The sequence below is a fragment of the Cohnella sp. 56 genome, from assembly GCF_037963805.1.
GTDB lineage: Bacteria > Bacillota > Bacilli > Paenibacillales > Paenibacillaceae > Cohnella.
Window position 1 is genome coordinate 63,634 of sequence record NZ_JAZDQE010000009.1, and the last position, 20,784, is coordinate 84,417.

12 protein-coding genes are annotated in these 20,784 nt (G+C 66.7%); 2 read left to right on the top strand and 10 right to left on the bottom strand.

Features of this window, described 5'->3' with window-relative positions:
- Positions 1-112: 112 nt before the first annotated feature.
- A complete protein-coding gene (locus VQ071_RS16540) occupies positions 113-502 on the top strand; it encodes a hypothetical protein (protein WP_340515203.1) in 390 nt (129 codons plus the stop codon).
- Between the two features lie 154 nt (positions 503-656).
- Here the strand turns inward: VQ071_RS16540 and VQ071_RS16545 are convergent, their stop codons facing one another.
- The 9 genes from VQ071_RS16545 to VQ071_RS16585 form a co-directional block, all read right to left on the bottom strand.
- The gene (locus VQ071_RS16545; RefSeq protein WP_340515204.1) at positions 657-1,088 is read right to left on the bottom strand and encodes a DUF6157 family protein; all 432 of its coding nucleotides are present in this window, start codon (positions 1,086-1,088) and stop codon (positions 657-659) included.
- 256 nt (positions 1,089-1,344) lie between these two features.
- Positions 1,345-9,507, bottom strand: a complete 8,163-nt coding sequence (locus VQ071_RS16550) for an S-layer homology domain-containing protein (RefSeq protein WP_340515205.1) — start codon at positions 9,505-9,507, stop codon at positions 1,345-1,347.
- 419 nt (positions 9,508-9,926) lie between these two features.
- Positions 9,927-10,283, bottom strand: coding sequence for an STAS domain-containing protein (locus tag VQ071_RS16555; RefSeq protein ID WP_340515206.1), 357 nt, complete (start codon positions 10,281-10,283; stop codon positions 9,927-9,929).
- Positions 10,280-10,735: an ATP-binding protein gene (locus VQ071_RS16560; protein WP_340515207.1), complete on the bottom strand. Its 456-nt coding sequence runs from the start codon at positions 10,733-10,735 to the stop codon at positions 10,280-10,282. Before VQ071_RS16560 ends, VQ071_RS16555 begins: the two co-directional genes overlap by 4 nt.
- Positions 10,736-11,116: 381 nt before the next feature.
- The gene (locus VQ071_RS16565; protein WP_340515208.1) at positions 11,117-12,250 is read right to left on the bottom strand and encodes a PP2C family protein-serine/threonine phosphatase; all 1,134 of its coding nucleotides are present in this window, start codon (positions 12,248-12,250) and stop codon (positions 11,117-11,119) included.
- A complete protein-coding gene (locus VQ071_RS16570; protein ID WP_340515209.1) occupies positions 12,247-13,929 on the bottom strand; it encodes a PP2C family protein-serine/threonine phosphatase in 1,683 nt (560 codons plus the stop codon). Before VQ071_RS16570 ends, VQ071_RS16565 begins: the two co-directional genes overlap by 4 nt.
- Positions 13,930-13,933: 4 nt before the next feature.
- The gene (locus VQ071_RS16575; RefSeq protein ID WP_340515210.1) at positions 13,934-15,859 is read right to left on the bottom strand and encodes a BTAD domain-containing putative transcriptional regulator; all 1,926 of its coding nucleotides are present in this window, start codon (positions 15,857-15,859) and stop codon (positions 13,934-13,936) included.
- Between the two features lie 234 nt (positions 15,860-16,093).
- Positions 16,094-18,172, bottom strand: coding sequence for a sensor domain-containing protein (locus VQ071_RS16580; protein WP_340515211.1), 2,079 nt, complete (start codon positions 18,170-18,172; stop codon positions 16,094-16,096).
- A gap of 30 nt (positions 18,173-18,202) precedes the next feature.
- Positions 18,203-18,490 (bottom strand): STAS domain-containing protein, encoded by a 288-nt coding sequence (locus VQ071_RS16585; protein WP_340515212.1) that lies wholly within the window; start codon positions 18,488-18,490, stop codon positions 18,203-18,205.
- A 151-nt stretch (positions 18,491-18,641) separates the two neighbouring features.
- On the opposite strand from VQ071_RS16585, the gene VQ071_RS16590 reads away from it, so the two are divergent.
- The gene (locus VQ071_RS16590; protein WP_340515213.1) at positions 18,642-19,433 is read left to right on the top strand and encodes an exodeoxyribonuclease III; all 792 of its coding nucleotides are present in this window, start codon (positions 18,642-18,644) and stop codon (positions 19,431-19,433) included.
- Between the two features lie 166 nt (positions 19,434-19,599).
- Here VQ071_RS16590 and VQ071_RS16595 read toward each other — a convergent pair whose 3' ends face one another.
- Positions 19,600-19,887, bottom strand: a complete 288-nt coding sequence (locus VQ071_RS16595) for a DUF4183 domain-containing protein (RefSeq protein WP_340515214.1) — start codon at positions 19,885-19,887, stop codon at positions 19,600-19,602.
- Positions 19,888-20,784 lie beyond the last annotated feature (897 nt).

The window sequence follows — 20,784 nt, forward strand, 5'->3', positions numbered from 1 at the left end:
AGTACTTTTTTTCCCGAAAATATTATATATTTTTCCATTTTTCTCACTCCCGAATGAAGAAGCTGCTATTATACGCTGTGATAGCATCACACCCGGGAGAGGTGCAGCCGACATGTACGCCATTGAAACTTCCTTCAAAACGTTCACGCTGGATCATGAGAGAAAAATGGGGCATCACGAGTGGAAAGGATACGGCAAGCCGGAGGAAATCAAGCAATTTTACCTGGATGCGATCGCGCTGCTTAAAAGCAAGGGCTACAAAAAGTGGCTCTGCGACAATCGCAATCAGCCCACGCTGAACCAAGAAATTCAGGATTGGGCAAGAGATGTATTTTTCCCGACGGCGCTGGGGGCCGGCATCAAGTATTTTGCGTTTGTAGAACCGGGAAAGCTGATTCCCGGCAATACGCTGAAAAAGGTGTTTAACGAGGCGGCGCCGTTTCAGTCCGAGTATTTTAAGTCGATCGACGAGGCGCTGGAGTGGCTGGATCTGATCAAATAGGATCGGCGCTGCCCGCGGCGATCGCGGCGAGCAATTGCGGCGGATAGCGGCGGGCGACGGCGGACGGATCGCAACGAGCGGATACGGCGAGCGATCGCGGCAATGCAAGACAGCCTGATACCGGGTTCGAGCGGTTGCAGGCTGTTTTTTGTCGTTACGCCTTTTTGTTGCGCATCGCCTTCAGCACAGTGACGCCCTCGACCTCTCCGTCCGCGAAGCGGCTGTATTCCGGCGATTCCTTCGGCACGAGCGCGAGCTTGCCTTCGGCGTTGAAGTGCAGCCCCCAGCCGTATTTTTTGGGCAGCATCGAGGCACGCATACAAGCCTGCGATTTGCCGAAAAATTCGGCCCGCAGCTCGGCCCCGCGCAGGCGCCGCTCTTCCGGAGGAATTTGTTTGTGCCGGACATAGGTCTCGAACAGCAGCTCTTCCTGGCTATACCCGTAAGGATGGTCTGCAGCCAGCTCGTACTCGATGCCCGGCTTCGTCTTGCCGGAAGCCTTGTCCGGAGGCACGATGCCGTAATCGGCAGGACAGTCCTCGGACACGGCGATGAAGGTGTTGTAGTAATTCAATTCCACACGCATAGCCTCCTGCTCTTGTATTCGGTGCCTGCAAAACAAAAGCGCTTATAGTCCCAAAATAACATTAATCTCGCCGGCGTACAATTCGTCTCCGCAACCGGGGATGCGATCAAGCCGAGGCGCTATCGTGGCGTCTGCCGTGACGTCTGTCGTGACGTCTAACGAGGCGTCTGCCGCAGCGCCAGGCCCGCTCATGCGAACAGCCGCCCTCCTGCCGATATTCGGCGGGAGGGCGGCTGCTCTGGCTTGGCTCGATCTATTAATATGCCGCTTGGTCCTCGTCCCTCAGGCCGGCGAGCGCCAGCACGAGCTTGAGCGCTTCGGCGCGCGTCGCCTGGCCGAGCGGCACGAATCGGCCGGCGCCCCGGCCCTGGAGCAAGCCTGCGCGCGCGGCCAACGCGACCTGCGTCCGCGCCCAGGCCGGGATATCGGCCGCGTCCGCGAAGGCGGGTTCGGCCTGTTCGGCTCCGGGTTCGGTCCCGGGTTTGGCTCCGGGTTCGGCCCCGGCTCCGGTCGCCGCCCCCGCGTCGCCCAGCGCCCGCGCGACGATGACCGCGAGCTCTGCGCGCGTGATCGTACGGCCGCCCCGGAAGGCGCCGTCCTCGTAACCGCCGATCCAGCCTCTGGCCGCGACCGCCGCGATATGCGGCGCCGCCCAGACCGGGATCGAAGCGGCGTCCGCGAAGCCGGCCGCCGGCGCAATAACGGGCGAGCCCGCATCGTCATTCGCCGCGCCCGCTTCGGCTGCGAGCCCCAGCGCCTTCGACAGCAGCACGGCGAATTCGGATCTGGTGACGGAGGCGTTCGGGCGGAACGTGCCGTCCGGATAGCCCGACACGATTCCCTTCGCCAGCGCCTCCCCGATGAGCGCTTCGGCCCAGTGTCCGGCAATGTCCTTCGGCGCGGCCGCAGGCTGCGGCCCCCCGGGAACCGCCAGCACGACGAACTTCGCGAAGCGGTCCGTCCGGGCGACGATCCAGTCGCCGGACAGCTTGCCGCCGACGGAGACCCATTTGCCGGCACGCTCGTCATAAGCATAGACGGCTACCGTGTCTCCCGTCTTCGGCTTCCCGGTCAGCTTAAGCCGAAGCTCCGCCTTCGCGGCAAGCTGGCCCGGATCGGCAATGGCGACCTCGAACACGGCGCTGAGCCGCGTCGTTCCCGAAGGCAGCGCCGGATAATCCGCCGCCTTCGCGAGCGTCGCGCGGAACGCGCGGTCCAGCGCGCCCCGCGGGAACAAGACCGCCGCCTCGTCGCCGAGGGTCAGCTTGCCGGCGCGCCCGGCGGGCACGTCGAGGACGCCTTCGCCGACGACGGGCTCCGCATTTGCGGACGATCCCCCCGCCCCGCCGACGCTGCCCGGCCCGCCGGTCTGGCCGTTGCCGCGGACGATCGCGATCTCATAGTACCGCTTGGTTCTGCCGTCCGCAGCCGTGACTGCGACGAGCACCGTCTCTTCTTCAATATGCGCGGAGACGGCAGTATCCCGGCCGGCCGGCATGCCGTTCACCCGGACGGAGGCGCCCGGATCGCGCGAGGACGCCTTCATGCGCAGCGTCGATACCCCTTCGGACACAGTCACGCTGTACGCCTTCGTCTCCGGCGAGAATGCCGGAGTCAGCGCGTAGCCTTCGACGGCGAGCGACGCCAGAGCTGCGTCGGCGGAGGCGCGCTGATTGGCGACCTGCGCGGAGCCGCCGCCATAGACGTTGCCGCCCGCGTCGCGGACCGCCCCGGCCGCTGCGGTCACGACCGCCTGAGCGCCGGATGCCAGCCCGACAGACAGCGTGAGACGGACCGAGCGGCCGTCCTGGCCGTAATCGGCGCCCGTAACGGCGACCGGCACGCCCGTCACCGCGAAGCTCGCCCGCGAGAGCGGCGACGCGATGTCGAGCGCCTCGTCGAAGGCGACGACGATCGCCCTGCCGTCCGCCGTCGCGACGGCCGACGAGATGCCTGGCGCGGTCGTATCCCGCGCGGTCAGGACGACGCTGGCCGCATAGTCCGATGCCATCGCCGTGCCCGCGTAGCTGACGACGCTGCCCGCGTGAACCGCCACGCCGACTGTCTGTCCTGCCGTCGCCGGCGTCGTGCCGACGAAGCGGAAGCCGCGCGCCAGCTTCACGCCGCCCTCGCCCGTTCGCTCGTCGATCGGCTCGACCGTGCCCGCCAGCGGCTGGCCGCCGACCGTCACCTTGACGCCTTCGTCCGCCAGCGTCTGCGCGGCGACGTACTTATCGGTGCGAATGACGATGACGACACCGCCGTCCGCCGCTACGGAAGCCTGCGGCGCGCGCTCGATCCGCGGCGCCGCGTAGGAGATCATCGGCACATTGACTTCCAGCTGCGGCGGGGGGACGTCGAGCTCGGCGCTTCGCGCCGTCTCATAGCCCGCCTTTTCATAGACGACCTGCCACTTGCCCGGCGGCACGTCCCAGCCGTAGCGGCCGAGCGCGTCGGTCGTCTGCGGATTGGTCTGCCCGTACCAGTCGGCATCCCACGGCACATAGCTGCCCGTAGTACTATCGCGGTAATAGACGGTCGCCTTCGCCCCGGCGATGCGATTGTCCGGGAACGTCTCGTACACATAGCCGCTCGGGTCGTAGATCCACACCGGCGTCGCGACCGGATTGCCCAGATGCGTCTCGGATACGGCGCCATCCTGATCGTCCGGCTCGCACTTGCCTTGCCCGGACTTGTTCACGAGGTCTGTGAGGCGCTCGGTCTGATGGCTGATGTTCGCATCCAGCGCCGCGCCGATCGCCATGCTCGCGCCCATGAGTGCCAGCGAACCGCCGAAGGTAGCCGGCGCCAGCACCGCGCCGGCGATCATCATGCCCCACTTGGCCGCCTCGACGCTGATCGCCTGTACGGCCAGATCGTTGATCTTGTTGCCGAAGTAGCCCGCCATCGCCGGGTTGCATTGTCCGATGCGGTCCGCGAGGTCGCCGAGCGCCTGCATGTTGTCGGCCACCTGCCCGCGTCCGTCGACGGCGTTCTTCGTGTCGTAGATCGAAGCGGCCCCCTTGCCGGCCTGACCCGCCACGTCTTTCTCGTTCCACAATACTTTGGCGCCTACCTTGACGAGGCTGCCCAGACCGCTCGCCACGCTCGCGATCCGGACCGCTTTGGCCTTCGGTGCGACTGTACCCGCACCCGCCGCCGAAGCGAGCAGGGCGAACGCCTCGCCGGGATTGCCGATCCGGCTCTCCGGGACATAAGCGGTGATCGTGACGCCCAGCTGTCCGTCCTCGCCCTGCTCGAACGTATAGCCGACGCCATAAGCCTCGACGCCCAGCGCCTCGGCCTGCGCCAGCTCCTCCGCCGTAGGCGTGTATGCCGCGCCCCGCTCCAGCGACAGGTCGACATGCATGGCCAGATGGCCGGCTGCCGGCAGCTTGATATCGGCGGAGCCGTGGAGTGCGCCGGACGCTGCCGCCTTGAACGCTGTCGAGCCGGTGATGCCGTAGCTTCGCATGCCGGGCGGCAGCGCCGCCTTGAAGTCCGCCTCGCTGTCGATGCGCGGCAGGCCCGCCGTCTTGATGTCATAGGTCACGTATATATTTTCCGTCATCGTGCCCGAGACGTTCATGGCCGCGTAGTACACGCCGTCCCGCAGCTCCGCCGCCGCCGCGACATCGCGGCCGTTCGCCACGAGATGCACCTGAACGTTGTCGACGCGCTCCGGATGGTTGAACGTCGCTTCGAAGTGGAAGTCCCGGCCCGGCACGACGACGTACGGGAACCTGACGGGACCGGCCGATACGTCCAGCGATACCCGTCTGCCGTCGCTCTGCTCCAGCGTCAGCGTGCGGAGCGACGGACGATCCGGATCATACTGGACCGCAGCTCCCTGCACGACCAGCCGCTCGCCGGCCAGCTCGCTCTCCGCGCGAAGCTCGAATACGCGGGCTCCCTTCGGATCGGGAACGCTCGCATTCAGCCGCCAGTAGCCGCCGGGTCCGGCTACCGCTTCGCCGACCGGGATGCCGGACGCATATACGGCGACAGTCGCGCCTGCCGGCGCTTTGCCTTCCAGATTCCAGCTCAGACTGGCGGTCACCGCCGGACCCGAGATCGACAGCGGCTCGTTCGTCAGCTCGACGGAGCCGGCCAGCTCCGTGCGCCTGTCGCCGTCCGGGCCGAACGCGATCCGTCCGGACGCAGACAGCTTGCGGTCGGCCCCGGGCTGCAGCGCGATCTGATAAGACAGCGCTCCCGCCTGACCGGCGGTGAGATTGCCCGCCTGCACGGAGAGCACGGCGCCGTCGATGCTGTAGGCGGCGGCCGCGCCGTTCAGCACGACCGATTGCGGCACGACAGTCGTCCCCGCCGGGATGTCCGCCAGCAGCACTGCGCGGCGCGCATCGGCGCCGGCCCGGTACGACAGCTTGAGCTTCGCCGTCTGTCCCGGCGCCAGCTCAGGCGGATAGGCGGTCAGCCCGGTGCCTTCCCGGCCGGCGAACGTGCCCTGCTCATCGGTCAGCCGCAGCGTACCCAGGTCCACGTTCCCCTGGCCGTGTTGCGTAAATACGGCGGATGAGCGCAGCAGCCCGCTCGTCACCGTGAGACGGTATTGGCCCGCGGCGGAAGGAACGGCCAGCTTGAGCTGCTCCCCGTAGCCGTAGCTGGTCTCGCCCTCCAGTCCCGCGTTGTACCCGTCGCCATCGCCTCCGAGTCGCTCCAGCAACGCTTGCCACACGCCGATATAAGCTGCGCCGCCCGCAGGCAGCGCAATCTTCGCGCTCAGCGGCACGCTTGTCTGCTCGAGACGCAGGTCGACCTCGTTCGTGCCCTCTTGGAGGACAATCTCCTGGCGGTCGGCGCTGAGGCCGCCCTCTCTGCCGTCCGCGGAGACGAGGAGCTTGTCGCCCGCATAGCCGCGCACCACGTTCGTAGCGCTCGTCACGAGACCAAAGCCGCCGATCTGGATGTTCAGATGAATGCCGGTCGTCCAGTCGATCGGCAGCGGCCCTTGCCACTGACCGCCTGCATAGCGGGTATACAGGTTGATTTTGATTGTCTGAACGGGCGGCAGCTTGATCTGCGCGTTCGCCGTCACCGTATCGCCGCCTGAGAGCACAGCGGTCTGGCTCGTCGTGGAGCCGTCTTCGCCTCTGAACACGAGCTTGGCGGAGCCTGCCGGAGCCTCGATGCCGTAGTTGCCCGCCGCATCGGTCGTCGCGGAGAAGTTCGCCGGACCGTCGGACAGACCGATCGTCAACTGCACGTTCACATTTTCCGCCGGACTGCCGTCCTGCCGCGTGACCTTGCCCCGCACATTGCCCCATGGACGCCGCTCCACGATGACGGTCCGCTCGTTCACGGCGCGGTCCAGCACGATGTCGGCGATATGGTCCGTCCGGTAACGCGATGTCTGCACCCGCGGCTCGACCTTGATCGGACTGCTGCCTTCGGGCCACAGCGTCTCGCCGGTCGCACCCTCGTCATTCGTCATCTCCCACACGGTCTGGCCCGACTTCGCGGTCAGCATCACCCAGGTGTTCCGAAGGGGGCCTTGTTCGTCCGCCAACCGCAGCCGCAGCGCACGCGGCGGATCGATGTCGATGTGCTGCTGCGCAGTCAATCCGGACCGCACCGCGGAGCCCTCGATCTCATGCACGACACGATCCCGCGCATCGAGCAGGCGGATGGTCATCCGCTGCCCGCCCTTCAGTCTATCGAACGTGAGCACGGCCGAATCGACATCGCCTGCGATCGCCTTGCTCTGCGCGAAGTTGCCGCCGGGGCCCGATACGTTGACCTTGTACCCCGCCAGACTCTGCGTCGACGATACGGTCAGCTTGAGAGACGCCTGGACGGCGATCGGCATGCCTGTCGCCTGAAGGGCCGGTGTCGTCGTGCCGTCGGCGTACGTCTGACGCGCCTCGAGCTTGGTCAGCTTTTCTACGCCTTCGGCAAATGTATAGACTGCCGTATAAAGGCCCGGTTGCTCCGCACTCTCCGTCAGCAGAATGACGGTGGTCGCCGCTCTCGGCGCTCCCAGCGGCGTCTGACCGCCGCCGTCGGCCAGCCAGGTCGTATAGGTGACGGTCGCGACGCTCGTCAGTCCGGCCTGCCCGCGGAGGGAGATCGTCTCGGCGGCGCCGATCGGCACCGCTCCCGCGTACACATTGGTCCGGCTGAGCGAGACGCTGCCTGCGGGCTGCGCGGGCGTAGTCGCCGTACGCGCCAGCGTCTCGTAGACGACAACGCCGCCTGCGTAGCCCACGATCCGGAATTTGTACGCCGACGAGGGCTTCAATCCCTTGACGACATACGAATGCGCCTGCCCGTCCGTCTCGCCGACGACGCGCGGCGCAGCGGCGTCTGTCGCATCGATCACCTCGTACCGCTCGGCCGAGCCTGCGGCGGTCCAGGCGAGCAGCGCATTGCCGTCCGGCTGCGCGGATACGGTCAGCTCGCCGGAGACGGGGCCGCCGGCGCCGGACGTCCGCGCCGCGATCGGCCCGAGGCGCACGCTCTCGTTGCCCGCGGCATCCACCGCGGCAACGTAAAATACATAGCCCGTGTCAGGCGTCAATCCCTCCGCCCGGTATGACGCTGCCGACGTCTGAACGTATTCGCCGCCCGTCGCGGCACGATAGACGCGATAGCCGGCCACGCCCGTATTGTCCGAGGCGGCGGGCCAGGCGATCGTGACGCTGTCCAACGCGGCGGCCGATTGCTCGCCCGCGGCGTTCGCGGGCCAGGTCGGGGGCGTGACATCCTGGCCGCCGACGACGCCGTACGTGTATACCGGCCCGCCCGTGCTCGTGTTGTAGGCGGCGCCGACCGCTTCGATCCGGTACGACAGCTTCGTCTTGTCCGTCGGCGGCGAGGCGGCCGTGAAGGACGTGCCCGCCGTGCTGCCGATCAACGACTCGATCGTATAGTAGGAACCGAGCAGCGGGTTGGCCTGGATCTGATAGATTTTGTACCTGATCGCCCCCGCAGGCGCAGCGCCGGTCCAATTGAGGACGATGCTGCCGCCGACTTGTTCGCTGCCTGCCACAGAGGCGCCGCCCGGCCACACCGGAGCGTCTCCTGGACTTAGCGCCACCGCGACGGAGGAGCCCTCCGTATAGGCGAAGCCGGCGTTCGACAGCGACGGATGCTGTCCCGAGGCGGCATTGTCCAGACCGCCGAGATTGGTCATCCGGTCGTTGTCGAGATCGTAGTCGTACAGTACGAGCGGATTATAGGTAAACTGCTTGTGCAGCCCCGTCCGCAGGTTGGTGGCGTCGGATACGAAGCCGACATGCCGGCCGTTCGGGCTAATATCGGGATCGTAGCTGCTGCCGTCGGAAGGCGCGGGCGCACCTGCGGTCGCGGCCTTGCTGATCAGGCGCAGCGCCTCCCCGGCAGGCTTGGTCGCATCGTATAAATATACGTTCTGCTTGCCGGTGCTCCCGCCGTTCGTCAGCTCCGCCGCCGAGGCGAAGACGACCCGCAGGCCGTCCGCGCTGATGGCGGGCGCCGGATCGCTGTTGTCCTGCGACGTCAGATCGGGGACGACGTTCAGCAGCGTCCGCGTCTCCGAACCGTCCGCTTCGGCCCGGTACAAATAGAAGTCCGGCGCATACCTCGACAGCGTATAGTCGTCCGAATTTTCGTGATAGACATCGGCCCGGTACGCAATCGAATCCCCGTCCTCGTCGATGGCCGGCATGAACGCGCTGCCGACCGCGGGATCGCTGACACGCCGGACCTGGATGCCGTTATCCTCCCGGAAGTATGTATAAATCGAATACATGGCGAACGCCTCCGACGCGGGAGTCAGATTGTCGGCGCCCGACTCGTACGCGACGACGCGTCCGTCTCCGCTGATGGCGGGATTGTAGCTGCCCTGGTTCGCAGCTTCGCCGGTCTCGCTGACGCTCGCGAGCGCCAGGGTGTCGCGGTCGCGCCCGAAGTCTGCGGCGGCGCGCTCGTATACGTAAATACGGCTGTAGTTGTCCACCTCGTCCGGCGAGAGCCCCGCAATCTCGGGATCGTCCGACAGATTCGTCGCCAGCGATTCGAACGCAATCCGGCTGCCGTCGTCGCTGATGACAGGTCTGCGGCTGTCGGCATTGGCCGGCGTACCGTCCGGCTTCGTGTCGAGCATCGACGTCTTGCCCGTGAGACGGTCATGCACGTAAACATGCGACGTGTTGTTCGGCGTTCCCGTCCCTGCCGCATACATCGCCTGCGCTGCGGACTCGAATACGACATAACGTCCGTCGGGTGTCGTGTCCACGCTGAGCAGCATGCTGCCGTATACAAGCTCGCCGTTCAGCGCGCGGTGAACCTGCTCCTGCAGCGTCCAGTACGGATCGGCGCCCGCAGCGGCGGATCTCCCGTACGAAGCCGGCAACAGGAGATTCGCAATGATCGCCGCAGCCAGCAGCAGCGGCAGAACTAATTTGATTTTTCTCAACCGATATTCCCCTCCCGTGAATGCATTGCGCATGATAGCGATTATACGGAGCGGAACTTACAATCGGTTTACAAGAGGTTGCCCGCGCGCGATCGCGATCGCAATCGGGATGAAGTACAGAAGCGCCTTACAGCACGAAAAAAACCTGCAAATATGCAGGCTTTGGGCGGTCCGCCGATATGCCGATGCCAAAACCTTCATATACGCAGGCTTTTCGACCATACGGGACGTGATCGTGTTTTTTTTGTCAAAAAGGATGTACGATTGCAGGAATCTGCACCTGAAGCCGGAGTTGGCGGCAAAAAGGATGTATGGATGCAGGCTTGTGCGGGGCATGCCTGATCGGTCCGGTGTGCGTACGCTCGGTCAGCTGCGCGGTGTACGCGCGGAGGACTGCCACGAAAAAAGCGCGGCTGCCGTCAGTCGCCGGACAGCCGCAGCAAAAGCGAGTATTCGTCCGGATAGAGCAGGATCAGCTCCGTCAGCCCGACCAGCCTGAACATTTTCTGATAATGCGCACTCACGCCGATGCCGTAGATTCGGTACCCCGCCCGCTTGCCCGCGTTGGCAAGCCGGATCAGCAGCGCGATGCCCGCGCTGTTGACGATGCCGACTGCGCCGAAGTTCAGCACCAGATTGGGTCCCTCGTCCAGCCCTTCGCCCCATTGCCTGCGCTCCAGCAGCGCCGCCTCCGCCTGCCGGGTCAGATTGCCCGCCAGATCGAGGATCAGCCCCCGCTCGAACGGGCGCTCCGCAATCGTCAGCTCATCGTTCACGTCGACTCCTCCTCTCCGCCTGCGCCAAGGCCGGCGAATGCCAGCTCGACGCAAAATCCGCGCTCGGTCCGGTACGCACGCACCTCGTCCGCATACTCGCGCATGAACCGCAAGCCCCACCCGCGCGGCTGCTCCCAATCAAGCTTGTCGGCCGCTTGCAGGCACAGACGATCCGGCTCCAAGCTCGCTCCCTCGCCCTGATCGGCGATGCGGAAGACGTATTTGTCCGGAAGGCCCCACATCGTCACCGTGACGGGCAGGGTGCGGTCGCAGCGATTGCCGTGCTCGATGGCGTTGAGACAGGCTTCGCCTACGGCCGTCGAGATCTCTGCCAGACGATCCGGGCTGCGCGCATCTCCGCCCAGCGCCTCCGCCAGCTCCCGGAGCACGAAGACCTCCTGCCCGAGCTCGCTCGGCACAACCCATTCCCGCAGCGGCTCCGTTCCGTCCATCCGTTTGTCCTCCTCGCCCTCGCCGGCCGCCCGCATGGGGCGCGCATCGTTTGCTCCCACCGTATCACCCCGATCCTTACAAAAGTCTTACACATCCGCCGATGTGCGAAAGCCGGTTGCTCGATTAGTAAGAGCGTTGAGACCCGGTACGGGTGTTGGATCAGTTCGTGCGTTGATTCAGTTCGTGCATTGGATCAGTTCGTGCGTTAAGTCAGTTCCAGCGTTGGATCAGTTCGTGCGTTGAGTCAGTTCGTGCATTGGATCAGTTCGTGCGTTGGATCAGTTCGTGCGTTGGATCAGTTCGTGCGTTGAGTCAGTTCCGGCGTTGAATCAGTTCGAGTGTTGAGTCAGTTCGAGTGTTGAGTCAGTTCGAGTGTTGAGTCAGTACAGGCGTTCGATCAGCACAAGCGTACGGTCGTCGGTGTCAAGCGCGCGGCTGCTGCCGGGTCCCGCTCGGGACGCGATATCCGCTGCGGCGGCCGACGCTGCGTCCAGCTGTTCCATCAACCGCTCAAGCTGCCGGAAGGAATCGAGCCGGGGATCGAGCGAGCGCAGCAGCGCCTCAAAGCCGTCGAAGCCCAGCATGCCGCCGTCCGGACCGGCGCATTCGATCATGCCGTCCGTGAACAGCGCGAGCCGGGCGCCGGGCGGGAGCGGGATCGTCACGCTGCGGTACGCCGACGTGTCCGCGATACCGAGCGGCAGCGAGGACACCTCGATCTCGGACAGCTCGTCCCCGGTCAGCAGGTACGGCGGCATATGCCCGGCGCTGGCATAATCGACGGCGCCCGACGCGCGGTCGAAGATCGCCAGTCCGGCCGTGACGTAGGTCTGTCCCTGCAGCGCGCCGCCGAGCGTCCGGTTCAGCCGGCCGAGCGTGTCCGCAGCCGAGCCGCCCAGCCGGATCTCGCGCCGGAACAGCGCCATGACGCCCGACATGAGCAGCGCGGCCTGCATGCCCTTGCCCGCCACATCGCCGATCAGGACGGCAACCCGATCTTCGCCGAGCGGCACGATATCGTACAGATCGCCGCCGACGGCGGCGGTCTGGCGGCAGACGGCCGCGATGCGGCAGCCCGCCGCTTCGCGCCGCCCGGCGGGCAGCAGGCGCCGCTGCAGGCGGTCCGACAGCCGCAGCTCCCGCTCCGCCGCCGCGAACCTGCGGGCAGTATACGCCTGCAGATCGTTGAAGGCCATGCCGAGCTGGCCGAGCTCGTCCGTGGTCGCGATCTCGATGCGGCCGCTGTGCGGCGCGCCCCTCCCTTCGAGCATGCCGTACATGCCGTCGATCATGTCCCGCAGCCGTCTGCGGAAGCGGGCCGCCACGTACCGGAACCCGGCGAAGCACGCAGCCGCGACGGCCGCCGCGAACAAGAACAGCCGCGCCAGTCCGGCGGGATCTCCCGGGACATGCCAGACGCGCAGGTAGAGCAGCAGCAGCCCCGCGCCCGCTGCCAGCAGGCTCAGATACATCGCCATGAGCGACAAAATAAAAGTCGGCGAGCGCTGCTTCACGGGTCGACCGCCTCCTTCGCGGCCAGCAGCAGGGCGACCGCATCCCCCTGTGCGCGCGGCCCCGAAGCCGCGCGCATGCGCATGAGACCCGCCGCCAGCTGCCGGGCCAGCGGCTCCCCGGGCTCCAGGGCCGCGAGCGCCCGCCCCCCATCGTCCGGCGGCAGCCCGTCCGACCGCACCTCGTTCGACCGCACCTCGTTCGACCGCACCTCGTTCGACCTCACCTCGTCCGGCGGCCGCAAACCCGGCAGCCCGCCGGTCCGCAGCGCCGCCTCGGCCGCGGCGGCCGAATACAGGCAGACGCGGTCTCCCGCGCGCAGCCGCAAGCGCTCGCCGGCGGCCAGCGGCCTGCCTGCGTCTTCGGCATCGGCTCCGCGGCGCAGCCAGCCCCGCATGCCGCCCTGCAGCGCGATCGCGACCTCGCTGCCCGCCGCGTCCGCCACGACGACGCCTGCGGACAGCTCCGCCCCCGCAGGGTAAACCTCCTGCAGCACCGCCCCGAACCGCTCCAGCATTGCCTCCGGCGTCCCATGCCCGTCCAGCTCGGCGCGGAGCAGCAGCATGGCCGCGGACATCTGCAGCGCCGCCGGCAAGCCCTCGCCCGAGGCGTCGCCGACGACGGCCGCGAACCCGCCTCCCCGCAACGGCGCCACATCGTAAAAGCCGCTGCCGACCTCGGCGGATGTCTCGGCCATCGCCGCCAGATCGAATCCGCCGAGCGTCTGGCGCGCAGGCGGCAGCAGGCCGAGCTGCAGTCCCCGCGCGAGCCGCAGCTCGCCGGCCATCTCCTCATAGTCGCGGTGCAGCCGCTCCTGCAGCCGGTTGAACGCGACCGCCAGCTCACCGATCTCGTCCGAGGCGAGCACGGGCATCTTGGGCCGCGCAGCGCCGCGGTCGCCCAGCAGCAAGGCGCGCAGACCCGAGGCGAGCAGCTGCAGCTCGCGGCGGAAGCCCGCGGCGAGCATGACGAGAATCGCGCCCGCGAACAGCCACTCCAGCCCGACGAGCGCGAGCAGCACGGCCCACCGGAACGGCTCGTGCTTGGCTTCGGCGACCCAGACGTACCACAGGACGGACAGCAGGTTGATCATCAGCAGGGCGCCGAAGGTCGTCGTCAGCAGCGTCAGGAAGCTGCGTCCCTCGAGCCGCTCGCTCTGCACATGCGCCAGCCGGGCGAGCGCCGGCCGGATCAGGCGGCGCGAGACGGAGTAGTACAGGATCGCGGCACTGGTGCCGACGCACAGCTCGTACATGAAGCTGCGGATGAAATTTTGCCAATAGGAGGCGCCCACGTGAAGCAGCGAGTGGCCGATCAGCGCATAGTGGATGACGTGATACGCCGGGATGGCGACGACGGCGTACAGCACCGTCCATACGAACAGCTCCCACGGCAGACGCAGCAGATTGCGGAACGCCCGGGCCTCGGCGCCCGCCGTCTCCCCGGATACGCCGGCGCGGGCGGCCGCGCCGAGACGCCGCCATACGAACAGTCCAAGCCCGACAACCAGAATCAACAGGATGAGCGAGGTCAGCGGGATCGCGATGCGCATCTGAAAGGCGAGCGACAGTCGCTTGATAAAGTAGCTCTCGAGAAACGACCAGCAGAGTACAAGCGCGCCGCCGGCGGCGAACAATACGAGGAAACGCGGCATGAGCGGAGACCCGGGCTTCAGCGGCATCGTGCTAACCCTCCAGCAGCAGCCGGGTCCTGGCGACCGGTGCGGCACCGAGCTCGCTGCCGAGCCGACGCTCCAGCTGTCTGTAGATGTCCTCGGCCTCCGAGCGCTTGCCCCGCTCGCAGAGGAAGGCGATCAGGTCCTGATGCGCTTCCTCCAGCAGCGGCTGCAGGCGAATCCGCTCGCGCATCCGGCTCTCGGCCGCCGCAGCGTCCCCTGCGGCGGCGGCGGCTTCTCCGAGACGGCGCAGCGCCTCTCCCTGGCGCTCCAGCTGCGTCTCGCGCAGACGCAGGAGCCAGTCGGCGTACGGCAGCTCCGGCGCGAGCGCGCCATAGAGCGGCACCGCCTCCTCGTACAGCGCGAGCGCCGCGCCGCGATCGATCGGCCACAGCCGCACGGCAGCGTCCGTCAGCCGCTCGTACCGCTCGGCATCCGTCTCGGGTACGAGCCCTTCCTTGAGCCGTGCGAAGCCTTCCCGGACGACGATGCCCTGCGCCTCGCCAAGACAGCCGGCGATGACCTGCTTGAGCTGGTGGGACGTGACATAGAAGCGATTGTCGGACTTGTCCCCGTCGGCATCGGGAAACAAATCGGCCACGAGCTGCTCCCGCAAAGCCGCGCGTCGGGGACTGAGCAGCAGGTACAGCAGCAGCTCCTTGGTCTTGGTGCGCTTCCAGCGGACGCCGGGCACGTCGGTGCCGTCCTCCCGCACGAACCGGACGCCGCCGAACAGCTTGATCGTGCGCCCGGCGCAATCGTCCGCGCCGGCGCGGGAGACATCGCCGCCGTCCGGTCCGGCAGCGGCGATATGATCTCCGCCTCGCGCGCGATCGGCAGTCCCCGCGCTGCCGCCCGGCCCTCCGCTGTCCGCAGCCCCGCCATCCCCGGCCGCTTGGCCGAAGCGGCGGTCCAGCAGCCGGCGGGCCTCCGCCAGCCGCTCGCCGGACGCCGGGATCGGGCCGAAGCCGGCGAGCGCATGCGCCTCCGCCAGCATGGCCTCCGCTGCGGCGGCATCCCCCCATGCGGCCGCGGCTTCCAGCCGCGCGAGCGCCCAGTCCAGGCGGAGCCCGATATCGGGCTCCCGATCAAGTCCCCGCGCCTCCAGCGCGGACGCGATGCGCGCGAGCGCATCGGGCGCCGCCCCTTCGCGGGCGGCTACCGCGAGCTCGAGCACGCCGGCGATGCGGTCGTATGGGCAGGGCAGCCCCTCCCTGCGGCCCAGGCAGGCTTCGAGCGCGGCGCGCGCCCCCGCCGTATCGCCGCGCCGACAAGCGCGCACCGCGTCCGCGCAGTGCGGCAGAGCCGCGCCGATCCGACCGAGCGCCGCACGCTGGCCGAGCGACATGCGCAGCGCGCTCCACTGGGCGTCCGGCAGCTCGCCGGCATGCCGCGTCAGCGCCTCGAGCAGCGCGAGCGCGGCGCGTTCGCCGTCGCCGGCCCGGTCGAAGGCGGCGACGGCCTCGCGATATTCGCGCAGGACATCCGCTTCGTCCTCCAGGAGCAGCGAATGCCCGATCGCGAGCGCCCACGGGACTTCGCCCGGCATGCGTTCGCCGCCGCCGTGCGCCCGCTCCTCCAGCAGGAAGCGCAGTATCGATTCCGCCTCATGCGGCTGTCCGGTCCGGATATGGACGACGGCGAGCAGCGACAGCGCGACCAGCATCGGTTCGTTGAGCGAGCCTGCCGCGAGCCCGCTCACCGCGCCTTCGAGCCGCGCTCCCGCTTCGGCCAGCTCGCCCCGGCGGAGCATGCCTTCGGCTTGCGCCAGGCGCAGCAGCGGCGAAGCCTCCAGCCGCTCGGCCGGCAGCGCGGACAGCAGCGACGGGGCGATCCCCCGTCGCAGCAGCGCTTCATTTTCCAGTTGGATCACAGCTTCCTCGATCCGATTGTCCGCCAGCGCCGCCCGTACGCGCTGCTCCAACGTCTGCTTCATCGCCGTATCTCGCCTCTGCTTGTTGTAAGTAACGCTATAATTCGACAATTGCGAGACCGAGTCCTGCTGACAGCGGGGAGAGACGGCAACTTTAGAGACGACAGGCTGCCGGGGTGGGCGCCTGCGGGCGTCGTTCGGCGGCAGACAAGCCGCCTGTCGCCGCAGCAAAAAGAAGCCCTTCCCCGGTCGCGTTCACGATCGGGAAACAGCCTCTGTGGCATCTTAATCCGTCGCTTAATGCGCGGGCGGCAGATACCGGTCCGCCAGATCGCCGGGCGCCATCGGCCGATCGATGAAGAAGCCCTGCGCAATATCGCATCCGAGCTCGCGCAGCCTCCCCCATTGCGGCTGTGTCTCCACACCCTCGGCGACGACGCGCAGGTCCATCCCTTGGGCCATCTGAATGATCGCCCGCGTGAGCACCTCGCTTTTCGGATCCGAGATCAGCTCGCTGACGAAGCTCTTGTCAATCTTCAGAATGTCGATCGGCAGCTGCTTGAGATAGCCGAGTGCGGAGTAGCCCTTGCCGAAGTCGTCGATCGCAATGCGGAAGCCCGCCGCCTTGAGCTCGCGCAGCACCGATATGACCGCGTCCATATCGACGATGCCGAAGCTCTCCGTAATCTCCAGCACAATCTGATGCGGCTCGCAACCGGCTTCGGCGACGATACTCCGGATCTGCTCCGCCAGATCGGGCGCCACGAACTGCCTGCCCGACAGATTGACCGCAATCGCGGGCACGGTCCGCGATTCGCGGCGCCATACGCCCAGCTGCCTGCAAGCCTCGCCGAGCGCCCATCTGCCGATGTCGCGTATCTGGCCGGTCTCCTCCGCAATCGGGATGAACTCGCCGGGCGCGATCATGCCCAGCTCGGGATGACGCCATCTGAGCAGCGCCTCCATGCCTGTCAACCGTCCGTCGGCGAGAGACACCTGCGGCTGATAGACGAGCTGCAGCTCTTCGCGACCGATGGCGAATCTCAGCTCCCGCTCCAGGTGCAGCCTGCGCAGGAAGGCGCTGCTGATTCCCTCGTTGAAAAGCTGCGGACCCGCTCCCTGCGACTTGGCCTCGTACATGGCCAGGTCCGCATAACGCATCAGCGCCTCCAGATCGCCGCCATGATCCGGATACAGACTGATGCCGATGCTGGCATTCATATAAATCTCGTTGTCCGCACCGCAGAACGGCTGCTCCAGCAGCGCCGTCACCCGGCGCGCCGTCTCCAGCGCCTCCTTGGCCCCCTTCAGTCCCCGCAGCACGACGATGAACTCGTCTCCGCCGAACCTCGACACGATGTCCCCGGCGCGGATCGCGCGCCTCAGCCGCTCGCCCATCTGCCGCAGCACCTTGTCCCCGGTGTCGTGTCCCATCGAGTCGTTGACGAACTTGAAGCGGTCCAGGTCGATGAACAGCACACCCAGCCGTTCGCCGCTGCGGCGGCAGCCGTGCAGGACGTCCTGGAGCATGTCCTGCAGCAGCGCGCGGTTGGGCAGGCCCGTCAGCGTATCGTAGTGCGCCAGATACTTGAGCCGATCCTCCGATTGCTTGCGCTCGGTAATGTCCTTGAACATGCCGATGTAGTTGGTCACGGCGCCATGCTCGTCGCGCAGGGTCGTGATCGTCAGATACTCCGGATATATCTCTCCGTTCTTGCGCCGGTTCCAGATCTCGCCCTGCCAGCTGCCGGCTGCGAGGATGCTCTCCCACATATGCCGGTAAAACTCCCTGCCGTGCCGGCCGGATCTGAGCAGCAGCGGCGTATGACCGACCGCCTCCTCCTCCGCATATCCGGTAACCGCAGTGAACGCGCGGTTGACGGACAGGATGCGCAGGTCCGTATCGGTGATCATGATCCCTTCTCCCGCGTGGCTGAACACCTGCGCATGCAGCCGCAGCTTGGATTCGGCGCGCTTGTAATCGGTCAGATCGAGGAACATCGCCATATAGTTGTGCAGCTCGCCCTGATCGTCCTTGACGGCGGAGATCGACAGCCACTGCGGGTATACCTCGCCGTTTTTGCGGCGGTTCCAGATCTCGCCCTTCCACCTGCCGTCGAGATGGATCGCCGCCCACATCCGGGCGTAGAATTCGGCCGTCTGGCATTCGGACTTCAGAATGCTCGGCGTACGCCCGACGACCTCCTCCTCGGCATACCCCGTAATTCTGGAGAAAGAAGGATTGACCTGGGTGATACGGGCATACCGGTCCGTGATCATGATGGCTTCCTGCGAGTCGCGGTAGATTCGGCCGTAAAGGGGCAGCATTGTCTCTTCATCCGCTCCTGCGCTCGCGGAAGCACGATATACGCTCATGCTTGTGCCTCCCCTGATGCCTTCTGGTTGTCATTTGAGCAGCCCGATCGCTTCAAGCTTCGGCCGAAGTCGCAAATCCCCGCCGCGCAGCTCGAATGCCGCTCCGATGCCGACGGTCAGATTCCTCACCGCCAGCAGCAGCCCCAGGCCCGAGCTGTCCAGATCGGTCACATGCTCCAACTGGAGCACGACGCGGGACAGGCCCGGCCTCAATTCGGGGAACATCAGCCGACGCAGCTCGATCGCTTCGGCCGCACCGATCTTGCCCGACAGAACGAAGTGCAGCGTGTCGTCCCGCCGCTTGATATCGCACTCCATGACATACCTCCCGCGGGCAGCTGTAACCATGCTACCCTTTCTTATACACTGGGAGGATTCGACTGTATGTGACAAATATCACAGTTTACCGAGGTCGCGGACAAGAGGTAGAATGGTGCAAGACGATAATAGGGAGCGGGGAGACGGACCGATGAAGCTGGCATCGTGGAATGTGAACGGGCTGAGAGCTTGCATGAATAAGGGGTTTGGCGATTACTTCGAGGCATTGGACGCCGATCTGTTCTGCGTGCAGGAGACGAAGCTCCAGGAGGGACAGCTCAGTCTGGACCACGGGGAACGGTACGAGCAATACTGGAATTATGCGCAGCAAAAAGGGTATTCCGGCACGGCCGTGTTCACGAAGCGGACTCCGTTGTCGGTGCGCTACGGGATCGAAGAGGACGCGGAGGACGAGGGGCGAATCCTGACGCTGGAATTCGCAGGCTTCTATCTCGTCAACATATATACGGTCAACGCCCGCCGCGACCTGTCGCGCCTCGCGCTGCGGATGACGTGGGAGGATCGGCTGCGCGCCTATCTGCTGCGGCTCGATGCGGTCAAGCCGGTCGTCGTCTGCGGCGACCTGAATGTCGCGCACGAGGAGATCGATCTGAAAAATCCGAAGCCCAACCGGGGCAACGCCGGCTTCACGGACGAGGAGCGCGGCAAGATGAGCGAGCTGCTGGGCGCGGGGTTCATCGACACGTTCCGCCACCTGTACCCGGACCGCGGCGATATGTACACGTGGTGGTCCTACATGCCGGGCGTGCGCGCCCGCAACGTCGGATGGCGGATCGACTACTTCCTCGTGTCGGCACGGCTCGCGCCGTACATCCGGGAGGCGTCGATCGACTGCCAGGTGACCGGCAGCGACCACTGTCCGGTCCTGCTGGAGCTGGACGACGCGGTCTGGGACGGCATCGAGCCGGCCGCGGCAGACTGATTCGTGCACGGGGCACTCCCGCAGGCCGTACAGGCGACCGCGTACGGGGCATCGACGATCGCCGGGACGGGGGCCCGCAGGCTACGGCTACGGCGCCCGAGGCCAGTCGTTCCATCATCGGAACGGCCGGTCTCGGGCCCGTTTTGTACAGTGCGCGCTGCATCGGCTAGTCACCCGTCACTTCGACATTAAAGCCGACGATCTGCACCATGACAGGCGTGCCTGCATAAAGGGTCGCCGCTCCAAGCTCGATCGTGAGCGACGAGGCCGTCAACGTGTAAATATTCTGCTCCTGCGGCACCCCGTTCAGATAGAGCATGGCGTAGGCGTTCGGACCGAGCCCTGCAAACGACGCGGCCGGCACTCCGTTCACGGCAAACTGCGCTGCGCCGATAACCGTGTCGCCGCTCGCATCGTCCTCCAGCAAATAGGTGTACAGGACATTGCTCGGCACCACCGAGATGCCGGTCGGCAGCGGTCCGGCGGGGCCGGTGGCTCCAGTAGGACCCGCAGGTCCGGCTGAGCCGATAGATCCGGCAGGGCCGGTGGCTCCGGGGGGACCGGCAGGGCCGACAGGTCCGACAGAGCCGGCGGCTCCAGGAGGACCAGTGGAACCGACAGGTCCGGCGGGGCCGGTGGCTCCAGTGGGACCAGCAGGGCCGACAGGCCCGGCAGAGCCGGCGGCTCCGGGGGGACCGGCAGGGCCGACAGGCCCGGCAGAGCCGGCGGCTCCGGGGGGACCGGCGGGGCCGGCTGGGCCGGCGGGACCGATAGGTCCGGCGGATCCGGCAGCTCCGGCGGGACCGGGCGTGCCTGGAGCGCCGGGCGGCCCGGCGAGGCCGATTGCGCCGGCAACGCCCGGCGCTCCCACGGGGCCGGCGGGGCCCGCTGCCCCCCGCTCGTCCGGCAGGCCTGGCGCGCCTGCGATACTGCCCCCGCCGCTCGGATGAATTGCCTTCCGAGCGGCGGGGGTTCTCCGGCAGCGCGAAGCGGCGGCGATGCCCGCCCTGCCGCAGCCCTTCTTCCTTCGCCCGGCCAAACACGTTTTCCGCCCACCGGCCGCCTTAACCCGACCGCGCGGGCGCTTGCAGTCCTGCTTCCTCCCGGACCGAATGCCGCACTTGCATCGCATTCCGGCTTTGCTCATGGAGAACCCTCCTTTCCTCCATCAGCTTATTGTATGCCGTGCCGCTCCGAACCGGTGCCCGGGGCTGACGCAATGAAGCACATCAGCGCGGAATAACGACGTTATCGGCTGCCTATGGTGTAACGCTCTGAAATTACGCCTGTTCAGCAGCAAAGGACGCCCAACCAGCAGCGCTCCCGGTCATCCGAAGCTCTCCTCATGCCG

What these genes read in the sequence shown, in the direction of transcription:
- VQ071_RS16580 (WP_340515211.1), bottom strand. Translation starts at nt 18,172, where the DNA reads ATGAGCGTATATCGTGCTTCCGCGAGCGCAGGAGCGGATGAAGAGACA.
- VQ071_RS16545 (WP_340515204.1), bottom strand. Translation starts at nt 1,088, where the DNA reads ATGCGTGTGGAATTGAATTACTACAACACCTTCATCGCCGTGTCCGAG.
- VQ071_RS16540 (WP_340515203.1), top strand. Translation starts at nt 113, where the DNA reads ATGTACGCCATTGAAACTTCCTTCAAAACGTTCACGCTGGATCATGAG.
- VQ071_RS16575 (WP_340515210.1), bottom strand. Translation starts at nt 15,859, where the DNA reads ATGAAGCAGACGTTGGAGCAGCGCGTACGGGCGGCGCTGGCGGACAAT.
- VQ071_RS16560 (WP_340515207.1), bottom strand. Translation starts at nt 10,735, where the DNA reads ATGGACGGAACGGAGCCGCTGCGGGAATGGGTTGTGCCGAGCGAGCTC.
- VQ071_RS16585 (WP_340515212.1), bottom strand. Translation starts at nt 18,490, where the DNA reads ATGGAGTGCGATATCAAGCGGCGGGACGACACGCTGCACTTCGTTCTG.
- VQ071_RS16570 (WP_340515209.1), bottom strand. Translation starts at nt 13,929, where the DNA reads ATGCCGCTGAAGCCCGGGTCTCCGCTCATGCCGCGTTTCCTCGTATTG.
- VQ071_RS16590 (WP_340515213.1), top strand. Translation starts at nt 18,642, where the DNA reads ATGAAGCTGGCATCGTGGAATGTGAACGGGCTGAGAGCTTGCATGAAT.